Origin of the sequence: Hyphococcus formosus, assembly GCF_046736345.1 — a bacterium.
Classification (GTDB): Bacteria; Pseudomonadota; Alphaproteobacteria; order Caulobacterales; family Parvularculaceae; genus Hyphococcus; species Hyphococcus formosus.
In genome coordinates, this window is sequence record NZ_CP157210.1 from 330,035 (window position 1) to 346,335 (window position 16,301).

Genomic DNA, 16,301 nt, shown 5'->3' on the forward strand with positions numbered 1-16,301 from the left:
AATGACTATTTTAGGAGGCCCTAAGCGTCCGTTTTTTCGAGCCACTCTTCCAGCCAGTGAATATGGTAATCACCTTTCTGGAAATCCGGGTTTTCGATGAGGTCGATAAACAGCGGAACCGTGGTTTCAATGCCGACGAAAACCATTTCAGCCAGTGCACGGCGAAGGCGCGCAATGCAATGTGCACGGTCATCGCCATAAACGATCAACTTACCGATCATTGAATCGTAATAGGGCGGAATGCGATATCCCGTATAAACCGCACTATCGAAACGTACGCCGGGGCCACCCGCTGAGTGGAACTGTTTGATCTCGCCCGGCGACGGACGGAACGTGCGCGGGTTCTCTGCGTTTACCCGGCATTCGATCGAGTGACCGGTGAATTTGATATCGTCCTGACTGAAGCTGAGCTTATGGCCTGCCGCGACCATGATCTGTTCACGGACAAGGTCAGTGCCGGTCACCTGTTCGGTGATTGGATGCTCCACCTGAAGGCGGGTGTTCATTTCGATGAAATAGAACTCGCCATTCTCATAGAGGAATTCAACGGTGCCCGCACCCAAATACCCAAGCGATTCAATCGCCTTACGGACCGTGTCACCAATTTTGACGCGCTCTTGAGCTGTGAGGGCAGGCGATAATGCTTCTTCCAGCACTTTCTGGTGCCGACGCTGTAATGAACAATCGCGCTCGCCAAGTTGCACGACATTGCCGTGTTTGTCAGCGATGACCTGAATTTCGATATGACGTGGCTGCTGGAGGTATTTCTCCAGATAAACCGCGTCATCGCCAAAAGACGATTTCGCTTCGGATTTCGCGGTTGAAAGCGCCTCTTCGAGATCGGCCGCAGTTTGGGCCACTTTCATGCCACGTCCGCCGCCACCCGATGCCGCTTTTACCAATACCGGATAGCCGATTTTTTCTGCGGCTTCGCGTGCTTCTTCAAAACTATTTACGGCACCGTCTGAGCCCGGCACAAGCGGGATGCCTGCATTGCCAACAGCGTTCTTAGCCGCAATTTTGTCGCCCATGATGCGGATATGATCTGCATCAGGACCAATAAACGTTATGTTGTGAGCGGCGACAATTTCCGCGAAACGGGCATTCTCCGAAAGGAAACCATAGCCCGGATGAATTGCGTCTGCGCCCGTGATTTCCGCCGCTGAGATAATCGCCGGAATATTGAGATAGCTATCTTTCGGAGCAGGAGGGCCGATGCAGACACTCTCATCTGCGAGGCGAACATGCATTGCGTTTTCGTCTGCAGTTGAGTGAACCGCGACCGTCGCAATGCCGAGTTCTTTGCACGCCCGATGGATACGAAGGGCGATTTCACCGCGATTGGCGATCAGAACCTTTTTGAACATCTTATTTCCGTTACTGGGCCGGGTTAAGCACCCGGCAATTGGTATTACTCGATGATGATGAGCGGCTCATCGAATTCCACTGGCTGACCATCTGAAACGAGGACTTTTGAAACTCGGCCAGATTTCGGTGCTGCAATTGGATTCATTGTTTTCATTGCTTCGACGATCATCACCGTTTGTCCTTCGGTCACTTGTGAACCTTCAGCGGCGAAAGGTGCTGCACCTGGTGATGGTGCGAGATAGGCGGTGCCAACCATTGGCGATTTCACTGCGCCGGGATGGTCATTTGCGGGGGCTGCCGGGGCCGGTGCCGGTGGTGCGGCGGGAGCCGGGGCTGGCGCGGCTGCAGGCGCGGGAGCCGCAGCAATTGTTTGTGCAACGCCACCTTGTCGAGAAACCCGTAATCGCACTGTATCTTTTTCGATCTCGATTTCGGTGAGCCCAGTTTCTTCGAGGATCCCGGCAAGTTCGCGGATCCATGCCGCTTCTAATCCGTGGTCCTTGTTTTCTTTTTTGTCCGACATGCGTTTCCCGCTTCTTCCTACACTAAACATCTGGCTTCCTGCGCGAATCGCTAGGAAGCTTGACTTTCTATAAGGCTTTTAAGTGCTTCTATCGCCAAACGATACCCCGAAGCACCAAAGCCCATAATAACCCCATTTGCCGCCGCCGCAGTGACCGAATGCTGCCGGAATGCCTCGCGTGCGTGAATATTCGACAGATGCAGCTCAATAACCGGAATCTGTGCTGCTTTCAGCGCATCTAAAAGGGCAATCGACGTATGCGTATAAGCGGCCGGGTTTATTATTAATCCCGCCCCTTTTGAATTGGCTTCCTGTATCCAGTCAACCAGTTGGCCTTCACTATTGGATTGGCGAAACTCAATGGAAAGGCCAAGCGCACGCGCCCGGGTGGTGCAGGCGGCCTCAATATCGGCAAGCGTGTCAGAGCCATAAATTTCTGGCTCCCGCTGGCCCAAGAGGTTCAAGTTTGGCCCATTGAGCACATATATAGTCGTCGACGTCATAAACTTCTGCCAATCTTCTTGCGGGGCCCATAGCGCCTTAATAGAAGGGCGCCTAGATATAAAGTGGCTTACCTGACCCCCGCAATAGAGGGAAGAGATTGAATTTTCATGGATATTACAATTAACGGAGAAAAAAAGGCACTCGACGGGCCCCTGACGATTGCCGGGCTTTTGGGCGTTTTGGCGCTGGAGCCGCGAAAAATCGCGGTTGAGCGCAATCTCGAGATTGTTCCCAAGTCCAAATATGACGAAACGCCCCTATCGGATGGGGATAAAATCGAAATTGTGCAGTTTGTAGGTGGTGGTTGATATGTCTGACGGAAAAGAAAAAGCGGATATCCTTGAGGTTGCGGGGCAGAAATTCAATTCGCGGCTGATCATCGGCACCGGCAAATATGAAACCTATGCCCAGAACGCAGAGGCCGCTGAAGCCGCTGGCGCGGAAATGGTTACGGTCGCCGTGCGGCGGGTCAATCTGACGGACAAGGACAAACCGATGTTGGTCGATTTCCTCGACCCGGACAAATATGTCTATCTGCCAAATACGGCCGGGTGCTTTACCGCAGAGGATGCGATTCGCACATTGCGCCTCGCGCGCGAGGCCGGCGGCTGGAACCTCGTAAAGCTTGAGGTTCTATCAGATCAGAAAACGCTTTATCCGGATATGGAAGAGACCCTGCGAGCCGCAAAGCTTTTGATCAAAGAGGGCTTTGAGGTCATGGTCTATTGTTCCGATGATCCGGTTTACGCGCGCAAGCTAGAGGACGCCGGATGTTGTGCGATTATGCCATTGGGCTCCCTTATCGGCTCTGGCCTCGGGATCATGAATCCCGTCAATATTCGATTGATTGTCGAGCAATCATCTGTACCCGTTATTGTTGATGCAGGCGTTGGCACAGCATCTGATGCGGCGATGGCAATGGAACTGGGATGTGATGGTGTGCTGATGAATACGGCGATTGCCGAGGCGCGTGACCCGATACTTATGGCGAGTGCGATGAAGCATGCCGTCATCGCCGGGCGAGAGGCTTATCTCGCTGGCCGGATGCCGAAAAAACGTTATGCGGATCCATCAAGCCCGCTAGCGGGGTTGATTTAATCTGGCACAAACGGTGCGGCGAATTGATGTAAAAATCAGCCGCTCCGTTCCCTTGTGTGACTATTAATCGACCCTATCTATGAGTGGACGTGGTGTCGCCGCAAAGCGGGGCACTAGTGGGAAGTGACGCTCAGATGAGGTCGATATGCAATTTGAAAATTATACGGATCGCGCTCGCGGCCTGATACAGGCTGCTCAAACAATTGCCCTGCGCGAGGGGCATCAGCAATTCACACCAGAACATGTTTTAAAGGCACTGCTTGATGATCAGGAAGGCCTTGCGGCGAACCTTATCCGGGCGGCCGGTGGGCAGCCGGAAACGGCGCTGCAACTGACGGACGAGGCGCTTGCAAAGCTGCCGAAAGTAGAGGGCGGTAACGGCCAGATCTATATGGCTGCGCCAACGGCAAAGGTTTTCGCCAATGCCGAGGAAATCGGCAAAAAAGCCGGTGACAAATTCGTAACTGCTGAACGGCTTTTAACGGCACTCGCGGTAGAGGCCGATGCGCAGACATCAAAAATTTTAAAACAGGCAGGCGTCACGGCAACCAAGCTGAACGCCGCGATCAACGAAATCCGAAAGGGACGCACGGCAGACACTGCCTCCGCCGAGCAGGCCTATGATGCATTGAAGCGCTATGCACGCGACCTGACCGAAGCCGCCCGCAACGGCAAGCTGGATCCGGTTATTGGGCGCGACGAAGAAATCCGCCGCACGATGCAGGTGTTGTCGCGCCGTACAAAGAATAACCCCGTTCTCATTGGTGAGCCAGGTGTTGGTAAAACCGCTATTGCCGAAGGTCTTGCGCTACGTATCGTAAATGGGGATGTGCCAGAAAGCCTTCGTGACAAAAGTCTGTTGGCGCTTGATATGGGATCTTTAATCGCCGGTGCCAAATATCGCGGTGAATTCGAGGAACGCCTAAAGGCTGTCCTACAGGAAGTAACCGGTGCCGCTGGACAGATCATTTTGTTCATTGATGAAATGCACACGCTTGTTGGTGCCGGCAAAACCGATGGCGCGATGGACGCGTCAAATCTTTTGAAACCTGCTTTGGCGCGTGGGGAGCTCCACTGCGTGGGCGCTACGACGCTCGAAGAATATCGGAAATATGTTGAAAAAGACGCCGCCTTAGCGCGGCGCTTCCAGGCCGTTTTTGTCGATGAGCCGACTGTTGAGGATACTGTTTCCATCCTGCGTGGCTTGAAAGAGAAGTATGAGCTGCATCACGGTGTGCGGATTTCCGACAGTGCGATTGTTGCGGCTGCGACTTTGTCCAATCGATATATCACTGACCGGTTTTTGCCGGATAAGGCGATCGACCTTGTGGATGAAGCCGCATCCAGGCTGCGGATGGAAGTGGATAGCAAGCCCGAGGAGCTTGATGAGCTGGATCGCCGGATCATTCAGATGAAGATTGAGCGCGAGGCACTCAAGAAAGAGGATGACCGCGCATCTAAAGACCGGTTGGAGAAGCTCGATAAAGAGCTTTCCGAGTTAGAACAGAAATCTGCTGACATCACGGCGCGGTGGCGTTCTGAAAAAGATAGTCTGGCCTCTGCGACCAAGGTTAAAGAGGCGCTAGACCACGCACGTCAGCAATTGGCGGATGCGGAACGCCGTGGTGATCTGGGGCGGGCATCAGAACTCAAATATGGCGAAATCCCCGCACTTGAAAAACAACTGACGCAGGCTGAATCGAATGCAAATGAGAACGCCAAAACCTTGGTGCACGAAGTTGTCACCGATGAGAATATTGCGTCAATCGTTTCTCGTTGGACGGGTGTTCCCGTTGATAAAATGCTTGAGGGCGAGCGTGAGAAACTTCTCAAAATGGAAGATAATCTCGCTGGCCGTGTTGTCGGTCAAAGCGAAGCCGTTAGCGCTGTGTCATCGGCTGTGCGGCGAGCGCGGGCCGGCCTGAAAGACCCTAATCGCCCTATGGGTTCATTCCTGTTTCTTGGACCAACTGGTGTTGGGAAGACCGAGCTGACCAAAGCGCTCGCGGAGTTCTTGTTTGACGATGAAACCGCTATCGCGCGGATTGATATGTCCGAGTTTATGGAAAAGCATTCCGTAGCAAGATTGATCGGTGCACCGCCAGGCTATGTCGGTTATGAAGAAGGTGGCGTGCTGACCGAACGTGTTCGACGCCGGCCTTATCAGGTCGTTCTTTTCGACGAGATCGAAAAAGCCCACCCGGATGTTTTTAACGTCTTGCTACAGGTGCTTGACGATGGTCGCCTGACGGACGGCCAGGGGCACACAGTCGATTTCAAAAATACGTTGATTTTGATGACGTCGAACCTAGGTGCGGAACACCTTGCCGCGCTTGGTGATAATGACAGTGTGGATAAAGCGCGGCCATTGGTGATGGATGCGGTACGTGCGAATTTCCGTCCGGAATTCCTCAATCGTCTCGATGAAATCATTCTATTCCATCGCCTTAGCCGGGCGAATATGGACCGGATTGTTGATATTCAAATCGGCCGTTTGCAAAAACTGCTGGTCGAGCGAAAGATCACGATTGAGCTGGATGATGACGCGCGTGCCTGGCTGGGCGATCATGGTTATGACCCGGTCTATGGTGCGCGGCCGCTGAAACGCGTCATTCAGAAAAAACTGCAAGATCCGTTGGCAGAGTTGCTGTTAGCTGGTGATGTTGTCGATGGCGAGACACTAAATGTCTCCGCTGACGAAAATGGATTGACGATAAATGGTCAATCCGTCGGTGGGCGGGATACGTTCTCGCTTGATGAAAGCGGAAAGTCGGAACCGCCCCCTGGCGCGTTACTGAATTGAGGACACTGATGACAAAATCAGATTGGAAACCGGACGAGGAAGCCGCGCTCAAGGCGCTGATCCGGGCGACAGTGATGAATATCGGTCCGATCGACCCGGCGACGCTTCCGTCAAAGGTGCGTAAGCGGATCAAAGATCAGATTTCTGGTGATTTTGATATTGACGCCTATGTCCGTGAAATCCTTAAAGAAACGCAGAAAAAATAGCGGCTTTAATGTGATTGGAAAGCGGGGATTTTTCGCGTTATGAAGCAGTCTCGGATAAAGGGATTGCTTCATGACTGATAAATTCAAGATGGCCGCCATTCAGGCTGCGCCCGTGCTTTTCGATAAGCGCGCGTCGACCGACAAAGCGATTACGCTTATCGCCGAAGCAAGTAAGCGGGGCGCAGAGATCGCTGCATTTGGTGAATGTTGGTTGCCGGGCTATCCATTTTGGGTTGATGGTCCCGTGGTTGACCTGACATGGGAAGCAAGCGCGGTTTTTCTTGAGAATTCTGTGTGCCTTGATGGACCGGAAGTTAGTGCTCTTTGCGCTGCCGCCAAAGACTATGAGATCGACATAACGATTGGGGTTGCCGAGAAAGATCCGTTCACGCAAGGCACGGCCTATTGTACCGCACTAACGATTGGGCGTGAGGGCAAGGTGCTGAACCGGCATCGGAAGCTGAAGCCAACCCATGCAGAACGCATTATTTGGGGCGATGGAGATGCCTCTGGATTACGCGTTATCGACCGTGACTATGGCCGGACTAGTGCGCTCAATTGTTGGGAACATCAAATGATGTTGCCCGGCTATGCATTGGCCGCGCAAGGCACGCAAATTCACTCGGCGCTTTGGCCCGGCTGGGAGAAAACACCGCGTGAGGGTGAATATTGTTGGGCGCGGCAACATTTATTATCTCGCGCCTTTGCAAGCCAGTCTGCTTCATATGTTATTTGTGCGGCCGGTTTACGGCTCAAAGAACATATTCCGGATCGCTGGAAACCATTAGGCGAATGGGAACATTCGGGCGCTTCTGCGATCATTGACCCGCGCGGTGAGATTATTGCACAAGCCGGTGAAGGGGAGGAGATCCTGATTGCCGAAGGATCCCTGGAGATCGTGCGTGCAGCGAAATCCGCTTGCGATATTGCGGGGCATTATTCGCGTCCGGATATTTTTGACATACGGATTAATATTGCTGAGACGAAGCCGCGCGTTGAATTTAATAACCCGGCGGATGCAACGCTTTATGCTGACGAAGAAGAATAAACGCCTAATTCATTAAGCGCATTCTCCAAGCGATTGAACGCGCTATCCCAGCTAAAATGTGCTTCTACGAAAGAGCGGGCGGCAGCGCCCATTTCATTCTTCTTCGTATCATCATCAAGTAGGAAATTGATCGCGTCGGCCATTTCCTGTGGCGAATGCGCAATCTTCGCTGCGTTAGCATTTGCATTTATCCCGGTCATGGCTTCCGGGCTTGCGACGATGGCTTTGCCTGCGGCCATGGCTTCGAGGACTTTGTTCTGTATCCCGCGGGCGACCCTTAAGGGAGCAATCATGACTGAGGCTGAGGCGAGCCAAGGGCGAATATCGGGCACGCGACCTGTAACGGTAATTCCGTCATGGTGATTTAGCGCGGTAATTACTTTTGTCGGGTTTGAACCAATTATATTGAAACGCGCGCCGGAGTTTTCCGCGCGAATTTTTGGCCAAACCGCATCCACAAACCCCAGAATGCCTTCGATGTTGGCTTGATAGTCCATCGCACCAACAAATGCGATTTCACATCGTTTTTCCTCGTCGGCGGAAAATTTCGACAAGTCGAAATATTCTAAATCGACCCCGTTTGTGTACCAATCAACCTTTCGATTGACCGCAGCTCGGTTGTTAAAGATGTCCGCTTCATCATTTGAAACCGCGAAACTGTGATCGGCCCAATTCGCTATTTTATTTTCTGCCGCGGCTAAGGTTTTCCCTTCGCGCCGATACAACCGCGAGAGCGGAAGTCGGGCGCGCTCCGCATATTGCAGCCATTTTTCCGAATCTGCGTCACAGAAATCGACAATCCGTTTGCGGTCACCAATTTGCCGTTCAATATAAGGGGCCATGGTTGAAGAGAATGCGAATTCCGCGGCAAGTTTTTTTGACCGTAAATTCGCGACGATATTTTGCATTTTCTGATGGCGGTAAAAGAAAAAGCTCTGCGGATCACTGGTGAGCAATGCGGGAACACTTTTTGCTTTCGCCCAGAAAGGTTTGATCTCGACAAATGCCGCAGAAGCGCATTGGCTTCTCAAAAAATCTCGATACTCAAGGTCCGGTGCATCATCGACGAAGCAGGCCAAATGGACACGAAAGCGCGCATTCAAGAATTTCAGTAAATGCCATGACCGTATTTTATCGCCTTTATCAGGCGGATAAGGGATACGGTGGGTAAGGAGTAAAACCTCGTCCATAACGCTACGGGAAATTAGGGGCGAGCATAGGCCCAACTCGGTTGACGATTGGTGCCGGTATTTTCGGCCAGAGCTTTACGAACGCCGCATATTTCGGGTTGTTTGGGCTGATATTCGGAATGCTGTCGGCTTTAATCGGCTTAATCCGGTAGCGCACTGGTTCGGGATTAAATCCCCATAATTTCTTATAGAAATAGGGGCCGCTATCAATCTTGCTGCGGCCGAAATCAAAATAGGAATACCCTTTTTCAGACGCTCGGCGCATCGTGATCCAATATAAGTAGTCAAAAGCACGGGCTTCGCGCGCAGCATCATTCGCGCCAATATAATAGGGGAGTACAGTGTCGCCAAAATAGAAATTGACGAGCGAAGCAACCGCGTCACCGCGATAAGTAAGCGTCAAGATTTCGGTGTGGTTGCGGAATTCATCGACAAGGTTAGCGATAAACCGTTTTGGAAAAACGGGCGTACCAAGACGGTGTAAAGAGTGGGCATAGAGCCGATAAAACACATCTAAATTGCGGCGCTGATCGAGAACGAGGTCTCCAGCCTCTGCAAGGGCAATTGCCTTTCTAACCTCCGCGCGGCGTTTGCGTGGAATGGCAGCCAAAGCCTCTTTTTCGTTTTTTATAATCGGCGCTTTGAATCCTGCATGGGTGCCAGATTTATCTTGCCAATGATCAGCTGAAAAATCGCTACGCAACTCGATGTAGTCGACATTGCGATTTGTGCCGACTTCTTCCGCAGCGTTTAATAGCCGCGAAAGCGCCTCTTGATCTATCGCTAGCGGGCCGCCGCCAACTGAAAAGGCCGTCGATACCAATGAACGCCCGGTGAGGGGGGCTTTCACGTGAGACAAGGAAAGAACGCCCACCAAACGATTGTCGCGGCGTGCGGTTATATATACCGGCGCATAATTATAAATTTCGTGGGCAATCGCACTCCAACCGGAGAGATGAAAAAAGCTCGCCTCTGGGTGGTTGTTCACAAATGAATCCCACTCCGAACGGTCGACTTGGCCGGATACGTGAATTTCGGTTGAATTGGTCATTGCGGTTGGCATCACGCGGTTTCCAGGGCAAGACATTGGTCAATGCGTCGCCACGGATAGGCTGTTAATGTCTTGTCGAGCTTCGATTCCATCGCCCCTAAATTAATGTAATGACGAATTTTCGATTTGAGGGACGCACGTTTAAGGCGGGGTTGTTCGGGGTCAATTTCCCACGGATGGAAATAAAAAATAACCGGACCATCAAGGCGGTTCGCCGCTCGTTGAATGAGCTTATCGGTAATGAGGCGGGGGAAGGCGCGATACCATCCGCCCCCGGCTGTGCTGATCCGTTTACCGAAAAGGTCAGTAGTCGCCACCGGTGCCTCTATGAAATGATGACCTTCGACAGGAAAGAACGGCAATTGAGATGCCTGCGCATCACCATAATGATCGTGCGCAATTGGATGGCTGCTTGATGAATATTCATAACCGGCCTCGATCAGTACTTCATGCGCCCAAGGTGTTGAGGCATCAATGGAAAATCCTGCGGCGCGATAACCGCGAACGGCAATGCCGCCGATGTCCTCAAGCATTGCTTTGGTTTTTTTGATATCGGCAGCGAATTCTTCGCGAGATTGCTGGTTAACCTTGGTGTGGTCATAACCGTGGCTGGCGAGTTCATGGCCGCGATCCACGATTTCTCGGATGAGGGATTTATCGCGTTCAGCAACCCAGCCCAATGTAAAAAATGTTGCCCGAACATCGTTGCGTTCGAACAGGTCGAGGCACCGGCGGGTTGTCTCGCCTACTCGTAATTTATACCCGTCCCAAGAATCTCGCGTGACAATGTCGGAAAACGCCCAGACTTGAAAATAGTCCTCCACATCAATCGACATGGCGAATTTTCCAATGGCTGATGGGCCATTGTCGGGCGTATTGGTTTGCTCAGCACGGGGCATAATTTGCGATTGTCCCACGCAATCAGGTGAATTAGTTACGTGTTTCGTTCAACGCGCTTAATAGCTCTTCCGCACGGGTCAGGCTCTCGACAATTTTGCGTCGACGATCCTTGCGTCGTTCGTCGAGCGTGACGACCGAACGGGTGAGTTTCATGATGTTCGTGTTCGCCGCTTTCAATTCTTCGCGTGTCTCGTCAATCGAAGTCGCCAGAGCTTTGCGCCATTGAGGCGTATCTTTGTCTCCAGCAGCTTTAATTGCCTCTGCTTCTTCGGCCGGAACCTGCGTATCCGTTGCGCCGTTTGATGCCGCTGCGATTGCCGAGGCTACGTCATTCAAGGTCGCCTCTTGACGGTCAGTAGACGCGTCAGCGTTATCTTTCTTCGCGCGCAAGCGATCAAATACGCTTGTTGAGGCTGTCGGCAGACTAGGCGCAATTGGCGCGTCATCCGCTGGTTTATCTACTTCGACGGTCTCGGTCGTGTTCGGTTTCGGCGTTTCTTTCTTTTTCGCCTCTACCGGTTTTTCTTCTTTCGTCGCCGGCTTCGCTTCCTCTTTCATCGTCTCCTCGCTTTCGACTTTTGAAACAGGCGGCATCGCAGCGGCTTGTTTTCGAGCCTCAAGTTTTTCTTCGCGCAGTTCCGCGCAAACGGTTTCGACAATTTTGGGGGTGATTTCGTGCTTTTTCTCGAGTGAGCAATAAAGCATCAGGCGATTACAAAGCGTATTGATACGTCGCGGTAGGCCCGTCGTTTCTTCAAAAATGATTTTAAACGCGCCATCGGCAAATACCGGATCTTCCTGCCAGCCCGCGACCGAAAGGCGATGCAAAATATAATCTCGCGTTTCTTCTTCGGAGAGGCTTTCGAGGTGATAGGAAGCAATAACGCGCTGTCGCAGTTGTTCCATTTCACTCGACTCGATGATCGTCCGGAACTCAGGTTGGCCAACTAAAAATACCTGGAATAGCGGCGTGCCTTCGTAATCAAGATTAGAAAGCATTCGTAACTCTTCAAGGGTTTTGAAGGGTAAGTTCTGTGCTTCGTCGATAATCAGAAGCACCCGGCGACCGCGATTTAGCTGATCGAAGAGATAGTCTTCAAACGCCTCGATCTCGCCAGTGCGGCCTTCACCTTCGGCTTCGATCCGGAATGCAGAAAGGATCTGACTGAGCAACTCATTCGGTTCGACATTCGAGGTGAGAAGGTTAGCGGCAACGACATTTGAAGAGTTTAACTGATCAAGCAGATGTCCGATGACCATCGATTTCCCAGCGCCAACAGGGCCGGTAATGACGATGAATCCTTCAGCCTGTTTCAAGCCATAATGTAAATAGGCCATGGCTTTATTGTGGCTACGGCTTCCGTAAAAGAATCGCGGATCGGGATTCAACCGGAAAGGCGCGTCGGACAGCTTGAAATACTCTTCATACATACTAAAAGTCCAAGGTTATCCCCGCGAGAACATTGGTTTCGCTATATTCAAGAAGCGGGTTGGGTGCGAAGCGCTCAGTACGCGAGGCTTCGACAAAAATTGAGGCGTTTTCGTAAAGATTATACGAAGCCCCAAGACGTCCAATGAGGGTGTTCGTGACACCATTATCGGCCGCCAAATCGTTACAGCTCATAACCGGATCGAAGAGCGGGTCTGATGTATCGAACCCAAAGATCAACGGATTGGCTTGGCATGTCGCTGGATCAAAGGCCGTATCGGCATAGCGGTAAGTGACCGAGCCATAACCGGTGAGGCGGCGTGACATACGCCGGCGCAAATCGAGTCCGCCGCCGATGGTTTCGATCTGGCGATAGCCAAAATTATCATCCGAATAAAAGCCGTTAATCGACAATTCGGTTCGGTCATAGGCACCGGTCAAAGCAACCGAAGCATTATCTGATACCGAAACGCCAGAGGTTTGAGCCTGACCAAAATTCAGGCTGTTCGCGTACCAGTTTGCTGACTCAATTACAGAGCGCGCAGACAATTCATCGCCTTCACGCAGACGATCTGCAAAATCCAATGTCTGCCGTTGAGTTGTGCGATACTGTGTTGAAATTGACTGCGCCCGTGTGCGGAATGACCGGCTTGCGGCGGCTGAGAATGTCAGGCGTTCTGAAATTTGGTAGCGCGCATCGGCATCGATAAAATCATCGCCATAGCGTTCGCCATATTCTATGCGGAGCGATGAGCGCGGACCCGGTTGTGCGGTAAAGCCAGCACGCCAGAAAAATCCAGATAGCAAATCATCGTCAAAGAAGAGGGCGGTCGCAGCATTGGTTTCAATTTCGTCATAACCAACCGCGCCGGAAAGGGCGAAATTCTGTGTAAGCGCAAATTGCGCATCGGCCGACAATGAACCTTGGCGATATTCGAAGTCCGGGAAAATATCGACGCCGTCTTCGGTGGTGTCGCTACCATAGGCGGTAAAGCGCATTCTCAGGCGTTCATTTTTCCGGCCCGTATCGTAACGAGCGATGACCTCATGCGTGAGGGAGTCGTTAAGAGAACTACCGCGGAACAGCGACGCCAGCGATTGCTCGCCATCGACAAAAACCTGAGAGAAGCGGTAGCGAAGTTCCATCGACGATTCGTCTGCGAACTTATGAAAGATATAGGGGCTTGCATTATAAGAATGAACGTTTACCCGTTGTGACCGCCCGGCATTGATGTTGCCGGAAAAGCGCGCATTGTCACCAGCGAGCTGACGCGAGCTAGAACCCGAAAGGTCGAAATAAAGCCAATTATCGACCGCGGTGAAGGTGCTTGTCGCACCAACATTCTGGTTCACCGCAAAATCCGCATCATCAATGAGATAGGAAAAGTCGAGATCCCCCAATATCATTGCTGTGACACGCGGTGTGGAATAAATCGCGCCACCCGTCAGCAATGTCGAGGCGATAATCTCATCGTCCTCAAGCCCATCGCGAGCGAGATTTATATTGTCGGAATATGACATGCGTGCCGAGACGCCCGCGGCATATCCGAAATAGTCCGTTTGCAGCTTAAGTGGTGCCTCGGGTGCTGCGACCTGGGCGATGGCTGCGCCGGCGAAAACGCTGAGTGCGACGCCGCAAAGAATAGATTTTTTCGTCGTAGATTTTAGTTTTGGATTTCCGAGTTGCCCCATTTGGATCATCCTTTATCTGATTGTTTCGCTGTCGCTAGCGATTCTTCGCTGTCCGCGCGTTCGTAATACTCATAGGAACCGTAATGCGCTCCGCCTGCGCCGATCTGGCACCGGTTGAGCATGACACTGATATTTGGGTTGATTTCCACCAATTCGTCTATAGCGGCGGCAACGGCTGGTTCTGGCGTTGAATTGGCCTCGACGACAAAGACGATTTCATCCACATATTTCGCGAGAACGACCGCATCCGTCGCCGCTAGTACGGGCGGCGCATCTAAAATAATGAGCCTGTCTGATTTTTCCATCGCGACTTCGGTCCAAAGCCGCTGGGCCTCAGGCGATCCGAAAAGATCCGTCGGACGTTCGCTGCGTGCGCCTTCGGGTAAAATGCTCAATGGGCCGTTATTCAAACGCCAGCCCATATCATTCACATTGAGGCGCGGATTACTTAGGCGGTCTGACAGTCCGGGAAGGTGAGGCAGGCCAAGCCGGTCTCGTACTTTCGGACGGGCGAGATCCGCATCAATCAAAAGCGTTTCGATATTGTCTTCTAATGCCAGGCTCAGTGCGATGTTAATCGCGGAAAAGGTTTTGCCTTCGCCAGCGCGGGTTGATGTCACCAATATCAAGTTGCGCTGCTTGCCCGGTGTCCGATAGGCTTGGCGTTCACCGCTTGCGCGCAAATAACCGATGCGGCGCAGTAAGCGCCGCTTCACGGCGCGCAGTTCGAGCGCCAGCTGCGTTGAACGGTCGTTATTATTATAAAACCCGTTCTTGGCGAGTTCTTCGAAATCGAGTTCCAGTTTTTCGGGGCCCACATTCGCGATATCGCTATTGGTGACTTGTTCGGTAACCTGATCGCGATCTTTTTTCTTTTTCTTGTTCTTCTTGCCGAACGAAGTCTTCAAAATATTACTTCCGGCTTTTTCAACGACGCTCATGTCCGTGCCTCCCCGCCAGTTGGCACCATAAACGCGTTCTCCTGCGTGCCCACTGGCGCAGAAGGTAAACGATAAACGGTTAGATAGCTGTAAATACCGGCAACGGCGACGAGCCCAAAACAGGCTAGCGCCAGCCGCGTTAAATCTCGCTTCCGGGCAGCGATAACATTCTCGGACGGCACTTCACTTAATGCTCCAAGAACAGGGAGCCCAAAGGCCTCCTGAAGCTCGCTGGCTTGCGTATAGCTCTTATCAATAAGGACAAGGGCCAATGCTGCGGCCGTGCCAGCGCCCGCGGCGATGATGATGACGCCAAGAATGAGCAAAAAGCGGGGCGGATCGCTTGGGATAAGGGTTTCGGTTGGATATTCGAAAACCTGATATTCCACGCCGCGCCCTGCGGCACCAAGGTTACGCGTGAGGTTCAACCGGTCACGGCGCGCCAATAGTTCTTCGTAGGTTTTTTGCGTTTGTTCATATTCACGAACAATTTGGCGTAGCTCAGCCTCGACGGCAGGGGCTTGCCCGTGCGCCGCGTCCAATGCGTTTAATTCTTCGATCAATCGGGTCTCGCGCGCTTCGAGCGCTACAACGGCGTCGCGCGCAACGCGTAGTTCTGATTGCAGGCGTACATATTCAGGATTGAGCGAGAGCGAGTCGCCGTCCTTTTCGAGCTCCTCAATTCGGGCAAGTACGCCGCGAATATCCGGATGGTTTTCCTCATATTGACTGCGAAGTCCCGCTAGCTCGACTTTCAATCGGTCTAGCTCTCCACCAGATGCACGGCGGGGTGTTGCTGAAAGCAGGTTTTGAATTGTCAGGACACGCCCTTTGGTGCGTTCTAGCTCATCGCTAGTTCGCGTAAGTTCGTTTTCTTTTTGCTCATGCTGGCGGTTGGTGCCGAGCGTGGCCCCAAGCTCGAGCGCATGTTCACTTCGAAATGCAGCAACGCGGCGTTCATTGTCTGTGAGCTTTTCTTCGAATTCTTCGACCTGCAGATCAAGACGCCGGCGCGCAGCTTCGCTTTCTGTGAGGCTCGCTCCGAGATCTTGCTCTATCAGCAGGTTCAGCACAGCGTCCACGACCGCGCGGGCCACCTTTGGATCGCCATTGCGATAGGAAATAATGAAATACATATCTCGCGGGCTTTGTATTTCGATTTCACCAGCAACCCAATCGACCATGCCTTGCATTTTTGCCCGGCGTTCAATTGGGGTCTTGGCTTCGATGGTTTTATCAAGCCCGGCCCGCAGAATGATTTCCTCCACATTCGGACGGGTCAATAATTGAAGTCGCATGACTTCGACGCGTCGGGAATAGTCCGGACGCGCCGTAAAGCCAGTTAGCACAGGTTCGAGAATGGTTTCCGTTTGAACGAAAACCTGAGCCCGTGATTCATACTGATCGGGGATGAGCCATACTGCAAACCAGCCGGCCAATGCCGTCAACCACGTAACGGCAACGATAAGCCAACGACGCCTCCAAAGCCCGTTCAGGCTTCGGAGTACTGGTTGCGGCAATTCAGAAAACTTAAACAACTAAACTCAT

Annotated in this window: 15 protein-coding genes; 5 read left to right on the plus strand and 10 right to left on the minus strand. The window is 52.3% G+C overall.

Features of this window, described 5'->3' with window-relative positions:
- Window positions 1-20: 20 nt before the first annotated feature.
- The 3 genes from accC to aroQ are packed head-to-tail and all read right to left on the minus strand — an operon-like array spanning window position 21 to window position 2,394.
- Entirely contained in the window at window positions 21-1,367 is a 1,347-nt protein-coding gene (gene accC, locus ABFZ83_RS01485) for an acetyl-CoA carboxylase biotin carboxylase subunit (protein WP_411817666.1), read from the minus strand.
- Window positions 1,368-1,411: 44 nt separating this feature from the next.
- On the minus strand, window positions 1,412-1,891 hold the full coding sequence (accB, locus tag ABFZ83_RS01490) for an acetyl-CoA carboxylase biotin carboxyl carrier protein (protein ID WP_411817667.1): 480 nt from the start codon (window positions 1,889-1,891) through the stop codon (window positions 1,412-1,414).
- A 50-nt stretch (window positions 1,892-1,941) separates the two neighbouring features.
- Complete coding sequence (gene aroQ, locus ABFZ83_RS01495; protein ID WP_411817668.1) at window positions 1,942-2,394, minus strand: type II 3-dehydroquinate dehydratase; 453 nt, start codon at window positions 2,392-2,394, stop codon at window positions 1,942-1,944.
- Window positions 2,395-2,502: 108 nt separating this feature from the next.
- Here aroQ and thiS point away from each other — a divergent pair, with 108 nt between their 5' ends.
- The 5 genes from thiS to ABFZ83_RS01520 all read left to right on the plus strand — a co-directional run bounded on the left by thiS (window position 2,503) and on the right by ABFZ83_RS01520 (window position 7,550).
- On the plus strand, window positions 2,503-2,703 hold the full coding sequence (thiS, locus tag ABFZ83_RS01500; protein ID WP_411817669.1) for a sulfur carrier protein ThiS: 201 nt from the start codon (window positions 2,503-2,505) through the stop codon (window positions 2,701-2,703).
- A gap of 1 nt (window position 2,704) precedes the next feature.
- Complete coding sequence (locus tag ABFZ83_RS01505; RefSeq protein WP_411817670.1) at window positions 2,705-3,493, plus strand: thiazole synthase; 789 nt, start codon at window positions 2,705-2,707, stop codon at window positions 3,491-3,493.
- A gap of 145 nt (window positions 3,494-3,638) precedes the next feature.
- Window positions 3,639-6,296, plus strand: coding sequence for an ATP-dependent chaperone ClpB (gene clpB, locus ABFZ83_RS01510; RefSeq protein WP_411817671.1), 2,658 nt, complete (start codon window positions 3,639-3,641; stop codon window positions 6,294-6,296).
- Window positions 6,297-6,304: 8 nt separating this feature from the next.
- The gene (locus ABFZ83_RS01515) at window positions 6,305-6,502 is read left to right on the plus strand and encodes a hypothetical protein (RefSeq protein WP_411817672.1); all 198 of its coding nucleotides are present in this window, start codon (window positions 6,305-6,307) and stop codon (window positions 6,500-6,502) included.
- A 70-nt stretch (window positions 6,503-6,572) separates the two neighbouring features.
- Complete coding sequence (locus tag ABFZ83_RS01520; protein WP_411817673.1) at window positions 6,573-7,550, plus strand: carbon-nitrogen hydrolase family protein; 978 nt, start codon at window positions 6,573-6,575, stop codon at window positions 7,548-7,550.
- Here ABFZ83_RS01520 and ABFZ83_RS01525 read toward each other — a convergent pair.
- The 7 genes from ABFZ83_RS01525 to ABFZ83_RS01555 are packed head-to-tail and all read right to left on the minus strand — an operon-like array spanning window position 7,529 to window position 16,291.
- Window positions 7,529-8,740 carry a TIGR03087 family PEP-CTERM/XrtA system glycosyltransferase gene (locus tag ABFZ83_RS01525; protein WP_411817674.1) on the minus strand — a complete coding sequence of 404 codons (1,212 nt, stop codon included), beginning with the start codon at window positions 8,738-8,740 and terminating at the stop codon, window positions 7,529-7,531. The genes ABFZ83_RS01520 and ABFZ83_RS01525 overlap by 22 nt on opposite strands.
- A gap of 4 nt (window positions 8,741-8,744) precedes the next feature.
- Window positions 8,745-9,803, minus strand: coding sequence for a FemAB family XrtA/PEP-CTERM system-associated protein (locus ABFZ83_RS01530; protein ID WP_411817675.1), 1,059 nt, complete (start codon window positions 9,801-9,803; stop codon window positions 8,745-8,747).
- On the minus strand, window positions 9,803-10,690 hold the full coding sequence (locus ABFZ83_RS01535; RefSeq protein WP_411817676.1) for an XrtA system polysaccharide deacetylase: 888 nt from the start codon (window positions 10,688-10,690) through the stop codon (window positions 9,803-9,805). The genes ABFZ83_RS01530 and ABFZ83_RS01535 overlap by 1 nt, the downstream gene beginning before the upstream one ends.
- A 31-nt stretch (window positions 10,691-10,721) precedes the next feature.
- Window positions 10,722-12,122 carry an XrtA/PEP-CTERM system-associated ATPase gene (locus ABFZ83_RS01540; RefSeq protein WP_411817677.1) on the minus strand — a complete coding sequence of 467 codons (1,401 nt, stop codon included), beginning with the start codon at window positions 12,120-12,122 and terminating at the stop codon, window positions 10,722-10,724.
- A gap of 1 nt (window position 12,123) precedes the next feature.
- On the minus strand, window positions 12,124-13,812 hold the full coding sequence (locus ABFZ83_RS01545; RefSeq protein WP_411817678.1) for a hypothetical protein: 1,689 nt from the start codon (window positions 13,810-13,812) through the stop codon (window positions 12,124-12,126).
- Between the two features lie 5 nt (window positions 13,813-13,817).
- Window positions 13,818-14,753: a hypothetical protein gene (locus ABFZ83_RS01550; RefSeq protein ID WP_411817679.1), complete on the minus strand. Its 936-nt coding sequence runs from the start codon at window positions 14,751-14,753 to the stop codon at window positions 13,818-13,820.
- A complete protein-coding gene (locus ABFZ83_RS01555) occupies window positions 14,750-16,291 on the minus strand; it encodes an XrtA system polysaccharide chain length determinant (RefSeq protein ID WP_411817680.1) in 1,542 nt (513 codons plus the stop codon). Before ABFZ83_RS01555 ends, ABFZ83_RS01550 begins: the two co-directional genes overlap by 4 nt.
- Between the last annotated feature and the right edge of the window lie 10 nt (window positions 16,292-16,301).